Origin of the sequence: Paenibacillus aceti, from assembly GCF_003614185.1 — a bacterium.
Taxonomy (GTDB): Bacteria; Bacillota; Bacilli; order Paenibacillales; family Paenibacillaceae; genus Fontibacillus; species Fontibacillus aceti.
In genome coordinates this window covers 5,151,722-5,171,626 of the sequence record NZ_KZ987724.1, presented here as the reverse complement: position 1 = coordinate 5,171,626, position 19,905 = coordinate 5,151,722, and the positions used below count along the sequence as shown (strand labels likewise).

Sequence of the window (19,905 nt, the reverse complement as noted above, 5' to 3'; positions counted from 1 at the left end):
TTTCTAAACAAGATTTCGATATGAAACATTTACATCAAAATACATAAAAACCCAAAATAAATTTACAATTTTAAATATAGCTCTATAGACCTATCACTTCGACATTTTTCGCAAAACCTGACTAAAGAGAAAATTCATTCCCTTCCTGCTATAGGCCGTTTGGTTGAAGCTGCCGATCATATACATATCCAGATTGGGAAGATAGAGCATAGAAGCGCCGCTCGAGCCCAGATGTCCCCAGCCGATATATTTCTGACTCCAAGGGATAAAATGTAATCTCATCAGCCCATAGCCATAATCCATTCCGATCCACATTCGATTCCACTGCTGCATTGTGTCTAAGGATTCCTTACGGATAATCTGGTGATTAACGACGGATTTCATGAAGATTAGTAAATCCTCCGAGGTCGAAACGGTCTGGCCCCCCGCATAAAAAGCGCTAAAGCTGCGATGTTCCTCAACAGGGATGGTTTGCTTATCCAGATATAAATTGGCTACGAGATGTTCGCTCTTCAAGGCTGGTTCCGAATACTGGCATAGATAAGTGTGGTTCATTTGCAGTGGAGTAAAAATATAATCGTGAAGTGCTTCATGATAAGGCTTAGAGGTAATCGTCTCAATGATCAAACCTAGCAGATTATATCCCGTATCGGTGTAATGGACTCTTCGACCTGGAGGAAAATGGGGATTCAGATGCTCCTTCGACCACTGGATCGTCTCTTCCGCTGTCCAGAAACGAGAAGGCTGAGCCAGTTGCTGTTGAAGGAAGGATTGTCCGTTCTTCGGTTTTTCTTCGAAATAATCAGGCAAACCCGATGTGTTACTTAACAGATGCTTAATCCGAATATCGTATGTATAGTCTTTACCTTTGTAGATATGTAGGTCTTTAAGAAGTTGCGGCGGCAGGTAATTGGCGATGGGGTCATCATATTGAATAAGGCCTTTTTCGGCAAAAATGGCTAGGATCACCGAGGTGAAGGTCTTCCCAATACTGGCGGTGTGATAAGGTTGATCTGGATGGGCCGGAAGTCCATCTGTCTCTCCCGCAGCCATGGGCCAGTGAAAATCCCCTCCATCCGAATGTAATAACAGGAACACATTATGCAGCAATGGATCAGTTACAGTTCTATTCTCCAGCTTGCGCTCGATCTCCTGCCTGACCTTCTCTTTATTCATCTTATTCCTTCTCCTCCCTCATTCTTCATAATTAATTATTCAAGCTTATTCCTTATTCTCCTTCCTGATGTCTAATAATAGCTGCGAAGAGGAGAATATTTAAAAAACCGCCGGATGATCGGCGGCGGATTATACTCTATCCATTCTCTATAATAATGCTCTCCAATTTGAGATTCACCGGGTTAGCAATCGTATCGCCAACCGGGCAGTTGTTCTCACTCTAACCCCATCTTGCAGATGCGCATTCGCTTTGAAGGTATGTACAGCAGCCATTTCAACCTCTCCTTTGTCCGGAATCGTCCGTCTTCCCGCTCTCGCAGTAAACATACTTCTCCGCTATGATTTATATGTATTATAGATTCCGATCTATTCACTGTCAATCATAGAATCGCAAGAAGGGTGCCCCTTCGGCTCCGAACCGATCAGGCACCCTGTATTTGCACAAATCCTTATTCCTCTTTATGCTCCGATTGCTCCTGTCCAAACGCCGCCTTGGCATCTTCTACCATTTCTTTGGCGAATTCCTCCCTCTGCTTGTCGGGAACCGGCATCCTGTTCAGCGGAGTCGTCTGCACTTCATACTTGCTTAGCTGTTCTGACTTCTTCTTGCTCATTTATCCTGCACCCCCTTGGTCGCTATAGAGTCCACCTGTAGGATGCAGCAATAGAGGTTGTTTTATGCACTTCCAGAGGCCTGAAAGCGAAGACTACCCACTATATAAAATAAGCTTACTTGAGAATTCTCTTGAAAGCTTCTGTCTGCTGCTTGATGCCGACTTCAGTAGCAAAACGTTCAATGCTGGATGCCCCGAAGAAGCCCTCCACTCCCTTTGTTCTGGACAGCACATATTCCGCATCTGCCGGTTCAGCGATTGGCCCACCATGGCATAGCACCATAATGTCCGGGTTGATCGCCTTCCCTGCATCACAGATCGCCTGGATTCGCTCTACACAATCATCCAGAGTCAAGGCAGTCTTGGCTCCGATCGTCCCCTTCGTAGTCAACCCCATATGGGCGACAAGAATATCCGCACCTGCTTCAGCCATCTTCTTCGCCTGATCCACATCGAATACATAAGGTGTCGTCAACAGATCAAGCTCATGGGCTTTGCGGATCATGTCTACTTCGAGATCATAGCCCATACCCGTCTCTTCCAGATTGGCCCGGAACACGCCATCGATCAAGCCGACGGTCGGGAAGTTCTGTACTCCGGCGAAGCCCTGATCCTTCAGTTGTTTCAGGAATATATCCATAATCCGGAACGGGTCGGTTCCGCATACCCCGGCGAGCACTGGCGTTTCCTTCACAACTGGAAGCACCTCATTCCCCATGTCTACGACGATCTGATTCGCATCTCCGTAAGCCATCAAGCCTGCCAGTGATCCGCGTCCCGCCATCCGGTAGCGCCCCGAGTTATAGATGATGATCAGATCCACGCCGCCGTTCTCCGCACTCTTCGCGGATATACCGGTGCCGGCTCCTGCGCCTAGTAGTACATTGCCCGCGGCGACCTCTGCTTTTAATTTCGCCAATACTTCTGCTCTAGTCTTCATTTTGTATTTCCTCCTTTTCAATATTCATCTGTTAGTTATAGAAGACAAGCAATGCTTTACTTGTTCTGTTCCATGAGTTCAACAAGCTTCTTGGCCGCCGTTACCGCGAACCGCTGATCATTGATGTCCGTATCCAGTTCTATCAGCTCGACCTTGCGGCGATCGATATTCTGTCTAAGGGTATTGAACAGCATCTCATCCTCTTCCATCCCGCTAAACGGGGCGCCCGCTACATCGAGCATCGATACCCCCTTAAGCGGAAGTATCAGAGCCGTCGGCCCTTCTGTCTGATTCAGCTTATCAGCGATAATCTCCCCCAGCTGACGGTTCTCTTCAACCGTCGTCCGCATCAGGGTAACTGACGGATTATGCTTATACAGATTCCGATGCTTGAACGGCTCCGGTACCGTATCATACGGTCCGAAGTTAACCATATCCAGCGCTCCGGTCGACACGACCTGCGGTACCTTACAGCGCCCCGCGGCCTCGAGCCGCTGCGGTCCTGCCGCTAATACCCCGCCGACCAGTTCATCACACCATTCCGTCGTAGTCAGATCAAGCACCCCGTCGATGAATCCGCTTTCGACCAGACTTTCCATCGTCTGACCGCCCGTACCTGTCGCATGAAACACGAGCACCTCATAGCCCTGCTCCTCCAGATACTCCCGCGCGAAATCAACGCTTGGAGTTGTCACGCCGAACATCGTCGCCGCGATCAATGGCTTCTTATCCTGCGGCGGTGCAGATTCGAACTGTACCATGCCGGCTATCGCGTGCACAGCATTCGTAAATATTTTAATGGAGAAAGAATTCAGCCCCGATACATCCACGATGGACGGAAACATCATAATATCACTGGTTCCAACATAGGGTGCCGTGTTCCCAGAGGCAACGGTGGATACCATCAGCTTCGGCACGCCGATCGGCAAGCCCCTCATTCCTGCCGTTACAATTGAAGTCCCTCCGGTTCCCCCGAAGGACAGAATCCCGTCGAACTTTCCTTCCGCATAGAGCTTGGGAATGATCTGCTCCATCCCTTTGGCCAAAGCCTCTGTTCCGATGGCCCGATCCTTCTTGGCCGCAATTTCATGGATATCAAACCCGGCTGCCGCTGCGACTTCTTCATTGGATACATCCGGAGTGAACATCGGCTCGAACACGCCGCTGTGTATCGTGAAAGCCTTCAAACCCAGCCCTTCAATCACCGATTTCACATACAAAAACTCTTTGCCCTTGGAATCGAATGTCCCCGCAATGGCTATCGTCTTCACTGTATAGCCTCCTTCAACAGCTGAATTTAAGGTTTGAGGTTCCATAGCAAAATCAATAAATCAGCGCCTGCAGGCGGTTACCTGAACCTCTATGGCTTCATAATACAGCGCTTTCACTATAAAGTAATCGTATGCTTGTATGATGTTTATGTATATTTGTCGGATGCTTGTTTACGGAAGGCTTGCGGAGTGATCCCGGTATATTTCTTAAAAGTCTTGCTGAAATGCACGTAATCCGGATATCCAACCAGTTCTGCAATTCTCGTCAAACTCAGCTTCGTATGCTTCATCACATCCTGAGCCTTATGAATGCGATACTTCGCCAAATATTCTGGAAAAGAACACCCTACTTCCTTATTAAAAAGCGCGCTCAAATGCGTACGTGATACGTGAATCTGATCGGCCAGCTCGGTCAAGGAGATATTGTTCATGTAATTATGGGCGATATGCTCCTTCACGATAGCTACATAATCATAGGGCTCATCCAACAGAGTCAGCTTGTCCATCAGCTGCTGATCCTGCTCTAACTCCCCGGTAATTTTGAAGCGGTGCGTCGTATCTACGATCGCTTCCTCTGTCGGAATCCGCTCAAAGCTGGAGCCTCCGACATAGCCCATCGCTGAGGTATTATCATACATATACTGCACATCAATCGGAGTATGAACCGGGCCGCCATAGACCAGCTTGAGCGGAGCTCGCCCCGATGCATCACAGACGGCAAAGATTTGCCGTGCGAGCTCCGCGCCGGTCTCCAGCGACAATACTTTTTTCGTCCCCATCAGACCTCCTGCAGTCACGCCCAAATGAACACAAATTACATCCGCCCCTGCCTCGAGCATTAAGGCCGCTTGTTCGACATGGAATACGAAGGCCATCGTGAACATATTCCGTTCATGGGCAATCCGGATCGCTTCTACTTCCTGAAGATAAGAGATCCCTTCCTCTTCAAGGGCTTCTCGAAATTTTCCGTCGATTAATCCCAAGGTAGGGTAGTTGATAATTCCGGCAAATCCGCTGCGCTCAATCGTCTCAAGATACGAGGGCAGGTCGATCGTCGGATCTGTGGCGCATAGACCGAATATGACGGGTCTTCCCCTGACGACAGACAGAATTTCCCGTGAACCGAAATCCAGCACCATCTCGTTGGAATTAGCGAACGGCATTAATCCGGCAATCGAACCCAGTCCCATCTGTCTAAAGCGCCCTGAATTCAGGGCCAGAATGATATCGGCCCCGCCCTTTACGGCATATTTGGCTGAAATCCCCGCTCCGGCAGCCACGCCTATAATATGCTCCCCCGCTCTAACCTGCTCCTGCATCCGTTCCAGCATTCGTTCCCGGTTGATGGTCATCTTCTGTCCCCCCTCGTCCTCATACTCTGATCCTCTACCTAAGGATTATGTCCTCACAATTATCTATTATTATAGAGAAAATTCTGCATCAAGGCACTTTCCCGTAGAAAAAGAAGGATAACCTGCTCACATCGAGAGGTTATCCTTCTATCTATCTGGCCCTGTGGGACCGATTCATTGAAACGCCATTCCTTTTTGCTTTCCTCAACCTCCGCCCTTTTGCCGCAGGACGCTGAGGTGCAGCATAGTAAACGGGTCTTCGCAGCCCTTTACCAGAACGAAGACGAGAGCGAGAACGGATCGACGTCCTCGTCCTGACCTTTTGCAAGGCTCGGTAACTCACCGGGACGAGTCCTATCGCAGCGAGCGTATTCGCCACCTCAGGGCTGGCAAACAGAGCAAGCTCCTGCTCCCGAATATCCACCCACCGGGATATTTCCCGCAAGGTCTCATCTACATGACCCGGATGGCAGACGATCTCGGTAATTCCTTCCTGAACCGATAGCAAATGCTGCCCGAGACGCTGTCTTCCCTCATCACCACCATAAGAGTCAAGCAGGATGGCATCCGTCATTTTGACAGCCGGAACTCCGCTGATCGCATGCTGTATTTGCGATCTGCGCAACGGGACTCCCTCCTTGTAGGCCTTGCGCGCCATTACCTTGTATATTTCCGGATGCTGCTGATGCAGCAAATGATGGGAGTCCAGATGCGTTGGACGCAGCCCCGTCCTCACGAAGCGCTCCCATTGGGCTGTAAGCTCCCGATGCACATCCCGCGAATCCCGTGCCGGGGCGAGAGGGTCGCTGTGAAAGCTTCCATCCGACCTCACTAGCGAGGGGATGCTGGCCGGATTCGAGACTGGCCGCCCATAGGTCAGATTGAAATGCAGACCGACGCTCAACGCAGGCTGGCTGAATGCCAGCTGCACCGCCTCCTCAAAGCCCGGCATATTAACCATTAAGGAGGTGCTGGTAATACCGCCGGCCTGAAATGCTTCAATAATCCCGCGATTCACGGCTGGGGACAAGCCGAAATCATCTGCATTTATAATCACTTGTCGTTCCATCTAACATCCCTCTTCCAGAATTCCCTGATGTATTAATAGATGCGGGATGAACTCCTAATGAAAGGGACAAATGCTCAGATTTAATGAACGCTGCTCCCATGTGCATATTGTGTACGCGGGGAACTGGCTGCCAGCCGCGAGACTAGTATAGCGAGGACAAGCAGTACACCCGCATAAGCGATCATACCGTTCCAACCAAACTGATGAAAGAACAAGCCGCCAGACCAGCCAACCAGACTTGATCCGCCATAGTAAAATAACAGGTACAGCGCTGAAGCCTGCGCCTTATACTTACGGCCGGCTACGATCCCGACCCAGCCGCTGGCTACGGAATGGGCCGCGAAGAACCCGAAGGCTACGAGAGCGACACCGAGTATTTTCAGGAATAATACCGTGCTTAATGTCAGCAGTACCCCGAGCAGCAGAATACCTATCGCCAGCGCGATAACATATTGCCGTGGATGACGGTCAGCCAGCTTGCCGAACCAGACCGAGCTGCAAGTGCCTAACAGGTTGACGACGAACAGAAAGCCGAATACCGTCTGACTCAAATTATAGGGCTTGCTCGTAAGCGGATAACCGATATAATTCAAGATCATAATATAGACGCCCATCAGCAGAAAGGCCGTCAGGAATAACCCGAGTAATTTCCGCTGCGTGAAGTTATGTTTAAGGCCCGCCTCCCATTGATGCAGGCTTGTCTTTCCGGGTGTAAAATTACGGGAAGCTGGCAGGTTGCGCCAGAAGTATAGGCTGAACAACAGGCTTAACGCCCCCAGCATCATCAGGGCGATCTGCCAGTTGAACAGGTCGGTCAACGCTCCGATCACAATACGGCCAAAAAAACCGCCGATCGACGTACCAGCCACATAAATCCCGATGACCCGCCCCATTGCGCTGGGGTGGAACTCTTCATTCAGAAAGGCCATCGCGATCGATGGGAAGCCAGCGATACTGATTCCCTCCAGAAAACGGATCACAAGAAACAATGAAAACTGCTCGGTAAACGCAGATAAAATTGCCAATAACGAGGTAGTAAGCAGCGACAGGCTCATTAATAGCTTCCGATCCACACGATCAGATACAGCCGATACAATGACCAGACCAATCGCCAGTCCGATCGTGGCCAAAGACACCGAAGCGCCCGCCGTCGCCGGGGAAATATGATATTGCTTCGAGAACAGACTGATTAACGGCTGCGGACTATACAGCACCGCAAACGTAACAATACTGCCGAGCAGCATGCTAATAGAAGTTCTCCGATGCTCAGAACTCCCCACTTCTATCGTATTCATTTCTCTCTCTCCAATCCAATTCTTATCTATGTTTATTTATTGGTCACATAGTAAGTATAGGACGGGTCAATACTATAGTATAATGCATTATTAGTAACACTCTTATATATTGGATGTAATAAGCAGAGATAGAGGGAGAATGATTCATGGAGTGGCAGCAACTAGAATACTTTCAGACTGTAGCACGAATTCAGCATATGACCTCCGCAGCCAGAGCTTTAAATATTACTCAGCCTGCTCTTAGCAGATCCATTGCCAGACTCGAGGATGAATTGAATGTACCCCTATTTGAACGGAAAGGGCGGACCATCGTCCTGAACCAGTACGGCAAGCTATTCCTCGCCCGGGTGGATCGAATATTGGAGGAGTACCAGGCCGGGCGGCGCGAACTTGAACAGCTGCTCGATCCTGAACGCGGCGAGATATCGCTGGGTTTCCTGCATACCCTTGGCGTCCGCTGGATTCCGGATCTGATCGGCAGATTCCGCGACATCTACCCGCATGTCCGCTTTCAGCTTCATCAGAATAGCAACCTGAGCTTGCTGGAACGGCTTGACTCGGGTGAAATAGATTTATGTATGTCCTCACCGCAGGACACCTCCCTAAGTATCGAATGGACGAAGCTATGGACCGAGAAGCTGTATCTCGCGGTTCCTGTCCATCACCGACTGGCCGGATCAACCTCCGTAGCCCTTGAGGAACTACAGGACGAGATGCTTATCTCGTTCAAGGATGGCTATGGACTGCGCCATATTACCGATGAGCTACTGCAGCAAGCAGGCATCTCCCCGCGCATTCTGTTCGAAGGAGAGGAGATTCATACGATCGCTGGACTGGTCTGTGCCGGACTGGGTATCGCGATCCTCCCCAAAACGGAAGGCATCGACGAGAACGGGCTCGCCTGGATCTCTGTCAGAAACCCGAACTGTTACCGGGAAATCGGCATCGCTGCGGCGGAAGGCAGATTTCTCTCCCCGGCGGCAGAGCAATTCAGGAAATTTGTGATCCAATCAGCTAAGCCTGTATAAATAGAAGTGGTACAATATAAAATAATCTAAATCATAATTGGCAGGTGCAGCTATGCTTCAATCATACTTATTTCCAATCAAATACGCTTTTTTCTCTTTTCCTTTTGTAGCCTTCTTATTCACAATGCCGTTTCTGATTGTGCAATACCGCAAATACGGCTATATCAATAAGTTCAGATCGTTTCTGCTATATTTGTTCTTGCTTTATTTATTGAACGCTTATTTTCTCGTGATTCTGCCGCTTCCTGCGACCAGGGATAACCCGGCCATGGCCTCTGGCGGACTGCAGCTCATGCCTCTGAATTTCCTGCGCGACATTATGAAGGAGACCTCCATCGTCATCACCAATCCTTCTTCTTACCTGCATTTGTTCAAGGAGCGGGCTTTCCTTCAGGTCGTGTTCAATGTCTTCCTGACTATGCCCTTCGGCATGATGCTGCGTTATTATTATCGGCAAGGCTGGCTGCGCTGCATTATGTTCTCGTTCCTGCTCTCTCTGTTCTTCGAGCAGACGCAGTTAACGGGTTTATACGGCATTTACAGTCATCCTTACCGTGTGTTTGACGTGGATGATCTCTTGATGAACACGCTGGGCGGAATCTTGGGGGCCCTGCTTGCTGACTGGACCTCAAGCCTGCTCCCTAATGTGGAACGGCTGGATGCCGATGTAGACCCATCGAGCAAGCGTGTAACCTATTTAAGAAGGTTCATCGCCTATATTATCGACTTCTGGATATGGTCCATACTGCAGATCATGCTGGATCAGATGCTTGATTTGTCGCTCTCTTTTCTGCTGTCATCGGGAATCTATTTCATGCTACTCCCATATCTGACTGGCGGTTATACCTTCGGCAAATGGATCGTACGCATCCGGCTCACGCGAACCGGACCGAAACAGAGGGTATCCTTGCTGTCCCTCATCGTACGCTATGGCATTCTATACTGGGGAATCTTCGGTCTACACCAGACCATTCCGCTATTGAATGACTATCTTCATCCGATTATCACTGTATTAGTTACCTTGTTCATCTTTGCGATGGACGTCGCCTTCTTCATTCACATCTTTGTCAGTGTGATACGCAAGAAGCCTCAGCTCTTCTATGAGAAGATCAGCAGAACCAAGCATGTAGTCGCCTGGAAGCCTGAGGAGGCTCAGGAGGAGCAAGCTCCGCTTACTTAGCGGTAACGGGATCTGTCATATACAGCTTCACAGGACAATGGTCACTGCCCATAATATGACAATCGATTTCAGCATCGATCAGAGACGGAGCCAATCTGGCCGAGGTCAGGAAATAATCGATCCGCCAGCCCACATTCCGTTCTCTAACCTTGGGCATGTAGGACCACCAGCTATAAACCTGCTCGCGATCGGGATAGAAATGCCGAAAGGAATCAACAAATCCCGATCCAAGCAGTTCCGTCATCCTTCCCCGTTCTTCCAGCGTAAAGCCGGAGTTGCCGAGATTTGACTTCGGATTCTTCAGATCGATCTCCTGATGCGCCACATTCATATCCCCGCATACAATCACAGGCTTCTGGCGGTCCAATTCCAGCAAATAGCTGCGGAAGCGATCCTCCCATTCCAGCCGATACTCCAACCGGGTTAAATCCCGTTTGGCATTCGGGGAATATACATTTACTAGATAGAAGCTGTCGAACTCCAACGTGATCATGCGACCCTCTGGCTCATCATTCTCCTCCAGACCGTACCAGACCGAAAGTGGCTTTATTTTTGTAAAAATAGCTGTACCGGAATACCCCTTCTTCTCCGCGTAATTCCAATATTGCTCATACTCCTCACCGAGCTCCAGTTCAATTTGCCCTTCCTGCAGCTTGGTCTCCTGAACGCAGAAGATGTCTGCATCGACCTCTTTGAAATAATCATAAAAGCCTTTATTCACACAGGCTCTAAGCCCGTTCACATTCCAAGATACTAATTTCATGACGCTCTCCCTGCTTTAAATTTAAGATATTCTAATCTTATCATAGAATTCGCCGTGTGCAGAAGCACAACAAAAAACAGTGCCCCCTAATTGCTCGGATACGGCACTGTCACTATTGTAAATTCATATACTCATTAGAGGTTGTTCGCGGCAAATGCCTTGCCTTTCTTCACCACTTCAGCATGATACAGATTCACAGATGTACTGATGATATAGGACGGTGGCTGCTGGCCTCTCTTCTGGCGATGGCCTTCAATATGGGCAGGACTCTTCTCCCAATTCTTCCAGGCCTCCTCGGATTCCCAGCGGATGATCGCCACCACTTCTTCCTCTTCCTTACTCTTCCTATTCACCATGACACTGATATCGATCAGACCTTCCATCTCATCCATCGGACCTGGTTGGCTGAAGCGCTCGACAATTTTATCACTGTTTCCCTTTTCGACAAGCATCGTTCTCGTCATAATAAACAATGGCAGTACCTCCGCATCATCATCAATAATAAATAATTTAACACTATCTCCATAGTAATTGATAATAATTATCATTGTCAATAGATCTTTATTGAGGGAGCGGTGGCGGAACGGCCACTGATCGCCAAGCTGCTCGCCGTCGATAAGTACAAGGAGGAGTACCACGAAATTCTGAAGGAAGCGACCGAAGGCTATCTTGCCAGCGATACCTTCACGGCGCGGATTAATCAATTGTCCGAGATGATCAGTCCATATGTAAAAGCAGATCCGACTGCGTTCTACACCTATGAGCAGTATGAACAAGCTTTGCCCCAGTTGATTAACAGCAACTCCTCCCAAGTCGAGAATATAACGCAGCAGCTGGACGGCACGATTCCTTCTTCAGGTGACGGTTCCGGCAGCGGCGGAGGTATGGGCGGTGGCATGGGAGGCAGAGGCGGCATGGGCGGTGGCAGACCCACCATGGGCCAGGGCGATGATAATGTTCAGGGTGAGCAAGCCCAGCCAATCACACCGAACGGGGATGTAGACACCGACCCAACCCCATCAGAAGTGCCTAACAAGCAAGATGCGCAGAAACAAGGTACGGATGGCAGTCCTGCACAGCAAACCACAAATGCCGAGCCTCAGCAAGGTGCTGATAATGGGCAGCAGAGTCAAGCCGGCCAAGCTCAGCCAGATGAGACAAACGTTCCGGCGGACCTTCCGGCGTGGAATGGAGAACGGGGACAAGCCGGAATCGAGGGCGGCTTCCCTGGTGGCTTCGGCGGAGATCGCGGAGCATGGGGCGGGCTCGGTCAAGGAACAGGGCAGACTGAGGGAAGTATGGAAGAAGCGATCACGGCTGCCGGTTCACTGGTTATTCTTGTGCTCGCTTGCTTATTCGTAGCCCGCTTTCGTCGAAGGCGCTAAGCCAGCCTGGGCATATGATTTCCAAATTGGCACCTTTTTCAAAAAACATGTTTAAAACACCCCTTTTTGGTAAATAGTAAACGACAAACCAACTAAAAAGCAGAGGTGTTAGCAATGGGGTTTTTATGGTCATTAATTATCGGTGGTGTACTCGGCTGGCTGGCCGGATTAATTCTAGGTAGAGATGTCCCTGGTGGGGTAATCGGCAATATTATTGCCGGATTTATCGGGGCTTGGTTGGGCAGCTTCCTGTTAGGAAACTGGGGCCCGGTGATCGGAGGCTTCTATTTCGTCCCTGCCCTGATCGGGGCCATCGTGCTTGTCCTTATCGTAAGCATGATTTTGCGCTCCATGCGCAGGAGTAAATCCTAATCGAACAGTTCCAAAAAAGGATTGCCGTCTGCGGCGGTCCTTTTTTGTTCTAACGAAACGTGGTATCGCTATTCGCACCAAAATGGGCCTCTGAAATTTGTGACGAAACTAGGTAACGTTATTGGTTTACATAAGTGCGCTTGAAGCCTGATTTCTCCAAAATAGCGATATGGAGTTTCGTTAGATTCGAACTGGGCTTATTTTTGAGTATATAACGCTCTCCAGTTTCGTTAGGATATCGACAGTCTGATCGGTTGAGGCTCGACCATGATCCAGTAACTCAAAAGCCTGCAAATATGCAGGAATTCCGAGATATATCGCCCTGATTTGGAAAATTCCTGCGATAATGCAGTTTTTTCCTCTGAATCGGGCGGATTCCAATCAAAACTGAAGAAAAGCCTGCACATTTGCAGGCTTTTCTTCAGAACTAGGGATATTGAACGATAAAACCTGCATTTTTGCAGGCTTCGAGCTTGAACGCCGATGATTCGCACGCGTGAAGATCGCGCTAACACTTTGCAGCTAGCTGTTCCGATATTGATCTAATCAGAAAGAGTCGGTTAAATAGACCGTACCAACCGGAATCAGACGCTCCAGGGTATTCACGACTGCCTCCTGCCCTACTAATCGACCACAACGGTACATCTCTAGCGGACGTCTGTACCCCATGAGCATCGTCGTCAAGGTACGGATATCAAATGCGAGATCTAGCTCAGCTTCAGCCAGGCTCCCAGCAAGCTTGTCCAGCCGTCCGCTTCCATCAGGCGAAATCGATAACTCCCAGACTCCGTCATTCCACGCGGCCGAAGTATCCTCGATCCGCAGCATCAGCTTTGTCTCTGCCTCAAACGCCTGAAAGGTATATTCACTAATAAATGCAGCGGCATCGACGATCCGAGCCATGAAATATGGGTTAATCTCCTGCTTGAAGCGAGGATTATCGAGCATGAACGGGAAGAAATCATCCAAGGGGATGCACTCCACGACCGCTTGTTCAACCATGGAATCATGATTGGCATAGTAGGTCCATAAGGCCTCCCGTGCCACCTCATTATGATAGATAAATTCTTCGATCGTTAGCTCACGATTCGCAACCTTATATATCGCGTATCCCTGCGGAGTACCTTCCTCCGAGTAATATACGACATCATGGGAGTCTGCATCCAATACCCTTCTCTCCCACCACTCATGGTCACGGAGCAGCATTCCGTTATAGCGCTGAGCATAAGGGCGGTATATTTCATCCAACAGCGCGATGTCCTTGGTATCCCTGCTTACTCTGCCCTTGAAGCTCTTGCGCGCTGGAAATTGATTTACTGGAATCGTATATTTCCGTAGCTCGGTCATTTGCTCCCAGCCGAATTTACGGTAGTAGGCGAACGAGAACGGATTGAGGCAGGATATCGTCTGACCCTGCTCCTTCATGACGCTTAACACCTGATTGAATAAATGCCGTACCAGACCGCTACGGCGCTTCTCTGGCCAGGAGGCCACGCCGGCAATTCCTCCCATATCGAAGGGCTTGCCTTGAATATAAATTTGCAGCGGCAATAGCAGCAGACGAGCCTGGAGTTGTCCATCCTCGAACGCTCCCCATGCCTGCTCCGGCCTGAAATGTGTTCTTCGTTCGGCCCGCTCAACAGGAGACAATTTATATTGAAATGCATATTCTCCCAAATCCGCGCTGACCTCAAACTCTTCGGCAACCAGTTGTCTGATCTCCATTAGATTCCCTCATTTCTTGTTACGTTTGTCTCATATTTAACATCGTAACTTGGAAATCCATATAGTTCCACTCTTTTTTAGATTAATCCGTTAACTTTCCCTGTCTCATCCAGATAAATTCGCTCAGCTGCGGGAACCTTCGGCAGTCCGGGCATCGTCACGATATTTCCGGTATGAACGACGACAAAGCCGGCTCCGGCTGACAATGTAACATCTTTGATCTGAACGGTAAAATCCTCCGGCGCGCCGAGCAGCTTCGGCTGATCGGAGAAAGAGTATGGCGTCTTCGCCATGCATACCGGCATACCGCCGAACCCAAGACCCTCGATCTGCTCCAGCTTCCTACGCGCTGATGGGGTCATCTGAACTCCCGCACCATGGTATATTTGATGCACGATCGTCTCTATTTTCTCCATAAGACTACTGTCCAGCGTATATAGAGGAGCGAAGCTGCTATGTCCATGCTCCAGGATATCTCGCAGCATTTCCGCCATCTGTCTGCCCCCTGCACCGCCTTCGGCCCATACATTGGACACAGCGGCACTCACGCCGAGCTGGCGGCAATGCTCGATAAGCAGCTCCAACTCCTCTTCGTGATCATTCGCGAAGTGGTTGATAACTACCATGACAGGTACGCCGAACTTACGAATATTCTCAATATGCCGCTCCATATTCCCCAATCCCGCTTGCAGTGCAGCCAGGTTAGATCCGTCCAGCTCGTTTTTAGCTACGCCGCCGTTATATTTCAACGCCTTCACCGTAACTACCAGCACCGCTGCGGCCGGAGTCAGCCCGGATTGACGGCATTTGATATCGAAGAATTTCTCGGCCCCCAAATCTGCGCCGAAGCCTGCCTCCGTCACTACTACATCCGCCAGCTTCAACGCTGTCTTCGTACCGATGACACTGCTGCAGCCATGGGCAATATTCGCAAAAGGTCCGCCATGAACGAACACCGGGGTCCCCTCCGCCGTCTGCACCATATTAGGCATAATGGCATCCTTCAGTAGTACGGTCATTGAATCCACCGCTCCGATTTGCTCTGCTGTCACTGCTTCTCCAGACATATTGTAAGCGACGATAATCTTCCCTAGGCGCTGTCTGAGGTCGTGCAGATCCTCACTTAAGCACAGCACAGCCATGATTTCAGAAGCTGTTGTGATCATGAAGCCGGACTCATGTACACTTCCGTTCCCGTCTCCAATACCACACACAATCTTACGCAGGCTGCGGTCATTCATATCCATCGCATGCTTCCACACGATACGCTGCGTATCGATCTGCAATGCATTGCCATGATATATATGATTCTCAATCATCGCCGACAGCAAATTATGAGCTGCAGTGATCGCATGAATATCTCCCGTAAAATGCAGATTAATATCCTCCGCGGGCAGAATCTCCGCCTTGCCGCTGCCTGTAGCTCCGCCCTTCATACCGAAGCAAGGGCCGAGAGATGGCTCCCTAAGCGCAGCGATGGTCGGAATCCCTATCAAATTAAGAGCTTGCGAGAGACCGATCGTTGTTAGCGTCTTCCCTTCCCCAGCGGGCGTAGGATTCATCGCTGTGACGAGCACCAGCTTACCATTAGGCCGATCCTGCAAGTCCTCTCTGATTTTCAAGTTTATTTTGCACTTATACTTCCCGTACAGTTCAATATACTGCTCATCAATTCCAAACGACTTGGCAATGTCTACAATAGGCTTCATTTCCTCAGGCAACCCCCATCAGCTTCAATATGCAAAATCTAAAACCATACCGTCATATTGTACACGAAACAACAAATTTAATATGTGCAAAAAAGAACAATCAACAAAAAACAGGCCGACAACCATCTATACGACGGTTTTCAACCTGTTTGCTAATATGAATCTAGTCCCATAGGCGTTCTCTCGCCAAGCCCTCCTTACGGAGCGAGCGGATTTCCGCACTTATCGCAGAACTGATCGTTCTCATTCACAATGGCATCGCAAGAGCTGCAATGTTTCAAGACCACAAGCGTCTCATCCGACGGCTCCTCAGCGACCTCGATAATGGCTGGCAGCTCCTCAAATTTGTGGCCGCAGGACGGACAGAATTTGGTATCCATCGGTACCACTCTTCCGCATACACATTCCTTCTCATCCTTGATTTGTCTGATTTTAAATTCAAGTTGCTCCACTTCTTCTTCCAAGCCGCGGATCAGATCACTTTGCTCTTGTACTAATGCTTCAAGCGCATCCATTTCTTTGTTGGTATAAGCCTTGTATACTTCCTTACCGATTAATAGATAGCTCTTCTCGATTTCCTTACGCTTGTTTGAAATTTGCGAGTTAATCTTGGCAATTTCCATTGAATCCTTCGCTAAATCAGCAGCTTTAGTAGCTCCATCCTTCAATTTATCAAAGATCCCCATATCAATCCCTACTTTCGAGTTAATATCAGTTCATTATACTATTCATAATAATACCTGAAAATAACAAAGAAGTTTGTCGATTTTTTTATTTTATGATACAGGGTTAATTAGTAACTAATCTTCTCTTACTTCTCTTATAGAGTTCTGGGAACATGACCCCAAGCAGAACAATGACAACCCCGATCCATTGCAGCGCAGTAACATGCTCGTGAAGAACGATAGAGGACATCATTACCGCCACGGGGAGCTCCGCCGCTCCAAGAATTCCGGTCATTCCCTCGCCCACATGAGGGACTCCAATCGCGTAGAGAACGGGAGGAATGAACGCTCCGAACAGCCCCAGCAGAAAGCCAAACAACAATAAATTGCTCCACAGTAAACCGTTAAACAAGAAATGCGGCGGGAATAAAATAAATACAAGCACCAGTCCGCCCGTAATCATCCAGGCACTGCGATAAGCCGGGTTTACGGATGGCAATGCCTTACCACTAAATAGAACAAATAATGAATAGCTTACAGCCGCCAACAATCCAAATGTTACCCCGATCGCAGAAAACTGAGCTCCCCCTTGCTCCATCAGCCCCGCTGCCAGCAATGTACCTCCAAACAGCAATACGAGTGTGAACAGCATCACTCCATTCGGACGCTCGCGCTTGCTGATCGCTTGAATCAATACACTGATCCAGGTAAATTGAAATAGTAGCACAATCGCCAGCGATGCCGGGATATATTGAAGCGAATAATAATAGAGCAAGCCGGTAATTGCAGTAGGTGTTCCGACTAACATTAGCATCAATCTTTGCTTCCAGGTCAGCTTCTTCGCAGACTTGGCTGTAGAATCAGTCAAATTTGCTGTCCGGCCACCACTATTCGTTCCTTGCTTCCGTTTCTCCCTCAACTTCGTATACATAGCTAATAGCCATGATAAAATACAGCCTGTCAGCAGTTGCGTACCTACCACTTCACCGAGCTGATATCCGTGCCCATATGCAAGTACAACGAAGGTGGATAAGATCCCATAGCTGCTTGCACCAATTAAAACGGCTAATAAATACTTTAATTTCATTTCCCCAATGCTCCCCCTTGTAGCTATATATAATTCCAGAAACGCAAAAAATCCTAACCACCTGATAGGAATGAATAATACCATTCTTATCCTCGTAGTTAGGAAGTTACGGCTTCCTGTAGAAACCCTCGCCCGTTCTCTAATAAAGCTCTCTGCAAGGTTATACGAAAAAGTATGCTGTTCGTTCGGATGCATATTGATTACCACAGAACATGATACATGACATGGGAGAGACTGTCAATGCCTTATTCTTCATTATTCCGATGTAATTTATATCTATTCCAGCTTCAGCAATTGGCTTGCTTATTATTACTGTGATACAACTTAATGGCAGTAAAATACCAGGATACCCACAATTTCGACCTGTGGATAACAATTTTTCAGTAAGATCAGACTCACTAAAATTATGTGGACAGAAGTATATAATATCGATATATCAACTGAATATGTGTATAAGGCTGTGCATAGTTCATGCTAAAAGGGTATATTGTGCTATGTAATCTGTGCATATCGAGAATATACAGAGGAAAATGTGAACAACTGTGTACAATTTGAGGATAACACAGAGGCAATCATAATTTCATCACTTATCCACAGGGGATAAAAAAACCACCACCGGATTATCGGCAGTGGTTCTTGTCGCTTGGCAGCTTCCTACTCTCCCAGGACCCTTCGGTCCAAGTACCATCGGCGCTAGAGGGCTTAACGGTCGTGTTCGGGATGGGTACGTGTGGAACCCCTCCGCTATCGCCACCAAACGTTCAAGGTTAATCCTTGAAAACTGGATACGAAACTACATTTGCATTTAGATATTTTGGATAAGCCCTCGACCGATTAGTACCTGTCAGCTCCATACATTGCTGCACTTCCACCTCAGGCCTATCAACCTCGTCGTCTTCAAGGGGTCTTACTAAATTGGGAAATCTCATCTTGAGGGGGGCTTCACGCTTAGATGCTTTCAGCGCTTATCCCTTCCGCACTTAGCTACCCAGCTATGCTCCTGGCGGAACAACTGGTGCACCAGCGGTGCGTCCATCCCGGTCCTCTCGTACTAAGGACAGCTCCTCTCAAATTTCCTACGCCCACGACAGATAGGGACCGAACTGTCTCACGACGTTCTGAACCCAGCTCGCGTACCGCTTTAATGGGCGAACAGCCCAACCCTTGGGACCTACTTCAGCCCCAGGATGCGATGAGCCGACATCGAGGTGCCAAACCTCCCCGTCGATGTGGACTCTTGGGGGAGATAAGCCTGTTATCCCCAGGGTAGCTTTTATCCGTTGAGCGATGGCCCTTCCATGCGGTACCACCGGATCACTAAGCCCGACTTTCGTCCCTGCTCGACTTGTCAGTCTCGCAGTCAAGCTCCCTTTTGCCTTTGCACTCTGCGAATGATTTCCAACCATTCTGAGGGAACCTTGGGGCGCCTCCGTTACTCTTTAGGAGGCGACCGCCCCAGTCAAACTGCCCGCCTGACACTGTCCCCGTACCGGGTCACGGTACTAGGTTAGAACTCCGACACGATCAGGGTGGTATCCCAACGGCGCCTCCACCGAAGCTGGCGCTCCGGCTTCCTAGGCTCCCACCTATCCTGTACAAATCGTATCAAAGTCCAATATCAAGCTGCAGTAAAGCTCCATGGGGTCTTTCCGTCTTGTCGCGGGTAACCTGCATCTTCACAGGTATTAAAATTTCACCGGATCTCTCGTTGAGACAGCGCCCAAGTCGTTACGCCATTCGTGCGGGTCAGAATTTACCTGACAAGGAATTTCGCTACCTTAGGACCGTTATAGTTACGGCCGCCGTTTACTGGGGCTTCGGTTCATAGCTTCGGGTTACCCCTAACCACTCCCCTTAACCTTCCAGCACCGGGCAGGCGTCAGCCCGTATACTTCGCCTTGCGGCTTCGCACAGACCTGTGTTTTTGCTAAACAGTCGCTTGGGCCTTTTCACTGCGGCCCCCTCGTGCTATTCACACTACCGGGGCACCCCTTCTCCCGAAGTTACGGGGTCATTTTGCCGAGTTCCTTAACGAGAGTTCTTCCGCGCGCCTTAGAATTCTCTTCTCGCCTACCTGTGTCGGTTTGCGGTACGGGCACCTTCACCTGGCTAGAGGCTTTTCTTGGCAGTGTGAGATCATGACCTTCGGTACTGTAAATTTTCCCTCCCCATCACAGCCCAGCCTTATCGATGTGCGGATTTGCCTACACATCAGCCTCACTGCTTGGACGAGCATCCATCAGCTCGCGTCACTACCCTCCTGCGTCACCCCAT

General features: G+C 49.2%; 18 protein-coding genes, 1 rRNA gene, 1 riboswitch and 3 other annotated features. Of the genes, 4 read left to right on the top strand and 15 right to left on the bottom strand.

Annotated elements, in window-relative coordinates:
* Positions 1–93: 93 nt before the first annotated feature.
* The 8 genes from BFJ94_RS23140 to BFJ94_RS23110 form a co-directional block, all read right to left on the bottom strand.
* Positions 94–1,176, bottom strand: a complete 1,083-nt coding sequence (locus BFJ94_RS23140; protein ID WP_120464754.1) for a serine hydrolase domain-containing protein — start codon at positions 1,174–1,176, stop codon at positions 94–96.
* Positions 1,177–1,350: 174 nt separating this feature from the next.
* Entirely contained in the window at positions 1,351–1,503 is a 153-nt protein-coding gene (locus tag BFJ94_RS25510; protein WP_162944383.1) for a hypothetical protein, read from the bottom strand.
* Between the two features lie 122 nt (positions 1,504–1,625).
* On the bottom strand, positions 1,626–1,790 hold the full coding sequence (locus BFJ94_RS25505) for a hypothetical protein (RefSeq protein WP_162944382.1): 165 nt from the start codon (positions 1,788–1,790) through the stop codon (positions 1,626–1,628).
* A 115-nt stretch (positions 1,791–1,905) separates the two neighbouring features.
* On the bottom strand, positions 1,906–2,730 hold the full coding sequence (locus BFJ94_RS23130) for a phosphoenolpyruvate hydrolase family protein (protein WP_120464753.1): 825 nt from the start codon (positions 2,728–2,730) through the stop codon (positions 1,906–1,908).
* 56 nt (positions 2,731–2,786) lie between these two features.
* The gene (locus BFJ94_RS23125) at positions 2,787–4,001 is read right to left on the bottom strand and encodes a Tm-1-like ATP-binding domain-containing protein (RefSeq protein ID WP_120464752.1); all 1,215 of its coding nucleotides are present in this window, start codon (positions 3,999–4,001) and stop codon (positions 2,787–2,789) included.
* Between the two features lie 146 nt (positions 4,002–4,147).
* Entirely contained in the window at positions 4,148–5,353 is a 1,206-nt protein-coding gene (locus tag BFJ94_RS23120; RefSeq protein ID WP_120464751.1) for a phosphoenolpyruvate hydrolase family protein, read from the bottom strand.
* A 151-nt stretch (positions 5,354–5,504) separates the two neighbouring features.
* Positions 5,505–6,422: a carbohydrate deacetylase gene (locus BFJ94_RS23115; protein ID WP_120464750.1), complete on the bottom strand. Its 918-nt coding sequence runs from the start codon at positions 6,420–6,422 to the stop codon at positions 5,505–5,507.
* A gap of 80 nt (positions 6,423–6,502) precedes the next feature.
* On the bottom strand, positions 6,503–7,717 hold the full coding sequence (locus BFJ94_RS23110) for an MFS transporter (protein ID WP_120464749.1): 1,215 nt from the start codon (positions 7,715–7,717) through the stop codon (positions 6,503–6,505).
* Positions 7,718–7,863: 146 nt separating this feature from the next.
* On the opposite strand from BFJ94_RS23110, the gene BFJ94_RS23105 reads away from it, so the two are divergent.
* Together BFJ94_RS23105 and BFJ94_RS23100 are read left to right on the top strand one after the other, a co-directional pair.
* Positions 7,864–8,745: a LysR family transcriptional regulator gene (locus BFJ94_RS23105; protein WP_120464748.1), complete on the top strand. Its 882-nt coding sequence runs from the start codon at positions 7,864–7,866 to the stop codon at positions 8,743–8,745.
* Between the two features lie 52 nt (positions 8,746–8,797).
* Positions 8,798–9,925: a VanZ family protein gene (locus tag BFJ94_RS23100; protein ID WP_120464747.1), complete on the top strand. Its 1,128-nt coding sequence runs from the start codon at positions 8,798–8,800 to the stop codon at positions 9,923–9,925.
* Here the strand turns inward: BFJ94_RS23100 and BFJ94_RS23095 are convergent.
* Both BFJ94_RS23095 and BFJ94_RS23090 read right to left on the bottom strand, forming a co-directional pair.
* On the bottom strand, positions 9,918–10,688 hold the full coding sequence (locus BFJ94_RS23095; RefSeq protein ID WP_120464746.1) for an exodeoxyribonuclease III: 771 nt from the start codon (positions 10,686–10,688) through the stop codon (positions 9,918–9,920). The two genes, BFJ94_RS23100 and BFJ94_RS23095, sit on opposite strands and share 8 nt — an antisense overlap.
* Before the next feature lie 134 nt (positions 10,689–10,822).
* Positions 10,823–11,161 (bottom strand): antibiotic biosynthesis monooxygenase, encoded by a 339-nt coding sequence (locus BFJ94_RS23090; RefSeq protein WP_120465379.1) that lies wholly within the window; start codon positions 11,159–11,161, stop codon positions 10,823–10,825.
* Positions 11,162–11,263: 102 nt separating this feature from the next.
* Here BFJ94_RS23090 and BFJ94_RS23085 point away from each other — a divergent pair, with 102 nt between their 5' ends.
* The gene (locus tag BFJ94_RS23085; protein WP_229717052.1) at positions 11,264–12,073 is read left to right on the top strand and encodes a CotH kinase family protein; all 810 of its coding nucleotides are present in this window, start codon (positions 11,264–11,266) and stop codon (positions 12,071–12,073) included.
* 114 nt (positions 12,074–12,187) lie between these two features.
* On the top strand, positions 12,188–12,445 hold the full coding sequence (locus BFJ94_RS23080; protein ID WP_120464744.1) for a GlsB/YeaQ/YmgE family stress response membrane protein: 258 nt from the start codon (positions 12,188–12,190) through the stop codon (positions 12,443–12,445).
* Positions 12,446–12,991: 546 nt separating this feature from the next.
* Here BFJ94_RS23080 and BFJ94_RS23075 read toward each other — a convergent pair.
* The 5 genes from BFJ94_RS23075 to rrf all read right to left on the bottom strand — a co-directional run bounded on the left by BFJ94_RS23075 (position 12,992) and on the right by rrf (position 18,389).
* The gene (locus tag BFJ94_RS23075) at positions 12,992–14,170 is read right to left on the bottom strand and encodes a GNAT family N-acetyltransferase (RefSeq protein ID WP_120464743.1); all 1,179 of its coding nucleotides are present in this window, start codon (positions 14,168–14,170) and stop codon (positions 12,992–12,994) included.
* 77 nt (positions 14,171–14,247) lie between these two features.
* Positions 14,248–15,879, bottom strand: a complete 1,632-nt coding sequence (locus BFJ94_RS23070; protein WP_120464742.1) for a formate--tetrahydrofolate ligase — start codon at positions 15,877–15,879, stop codon at positions 14,248–14,250.
* A 197-nt stretch (positions 15,880–16,076) separates the two neighbouring features.
* Positions 16,077–16,565 (bottom strand): zinc ribbon domain-containing protein, encoded by a 489-nt coding sequence (locus BFJ94_RS23065; protein ID WP_120464741.1) that lies wholly within the window; start codon positions 16,563–16,565, stop codon positions 16,077–16,079.
* Positions 16,566–16,668: 103 nt separating this feature from the next.
* Entirely contained in the window at positions 16,669–17,631 is a 963-nt protein-coding gene (locus BFJ94_RS23060; RefSeq protein WP_120464740.1) for an EamA family transporter, read from the bottom strand.
* 75 nt (positions 17,632–17,706) lie between these two features.
* Positions 17,707–17,819, bottom strand: a riboswitch (purine riboswitch).
* A gap of 453 nt (positions 17,820–18,272) precedes the next feature.
* Positions 18,273–18,389, bottom strand: a 5S ribosomal RNA gene (gene rrf, locus BFJ94_RS23055).
* A 68-nt stretch (positions 18,390–18,457) separates the two neighbouring features.
* Positions 18,458–19,319: a sequence feature (23S ribosomal RNA rRNA prediction is too short), on the bottom strand.
* A gap of 9 nt (positions 19,320–19,328) precedes the next feature.
* Positions 19,329–19,679 (bottom strand) — a sequence feature (23S ribosomal RNA rRNA prediction is too short).
* A gap of 61 nt (positions 19,680–19,740) precedes the next feature.
* Positions 19,741–19,905: a sequence feature (23S ribosomal RNA rRNA prediction is too short), on the bottom strand.